The sequence below is a fragment of the Shewanella sp. S1-49-MNA-CIBAN-0167 genome, from assembly GCF_040310145.1.
In the GTDB taxonomy this organism is placed as follows: Bacteria; Pseudomonadota; Gammaproteobacteria; order Enterobacterales; family Shewanellaceae; genus Shewanella; species Shewanella psychromarinicola.
The window spans coordinates 1-253 of the sequence record NZ_JBEOPO010000391.1 but is presented as its reverse complement, the minus strand read 5'-3'; the positions used below and the strand labels follow the sequence as shown (position 1 = coordinate 253).

The following is a 253-nucleotide window of genomic DNA, read 5'->3' as shown; positions in this document are numbered from 1 at the left end:
CGCTAACACTTCGGCCAAGATATCAACGTTTCCAAGCTGACGGGCTAATGTAATCGCCACTTCACGATCTGGGCAATAAATTTGGGTGTCGTTAGTTTGAAGGTAAAGTATGAATGAGCGTTCGAGATAGCTTTTGACCAGTTCTTTGCTAAGAGGATGTGGTGTAAGTAATTTAATGGCATGGCTATAGCTGTTAATTGCAGCAACAAGATCACTGTTAACTTCTTGCTCTATTGCCAGTAAATGCAATAAC

Annotated in this window: 1 pseudogene; it reads right to left on the bottom strand. The window is 41.1% G+C overall.

From position 1 onward, the window contains the following. Positions 1-253: pseudogene (locus AAEZ00_RS21765) on the bottom strand (GGDEF domain-containing protein); the annotation flags it as partial.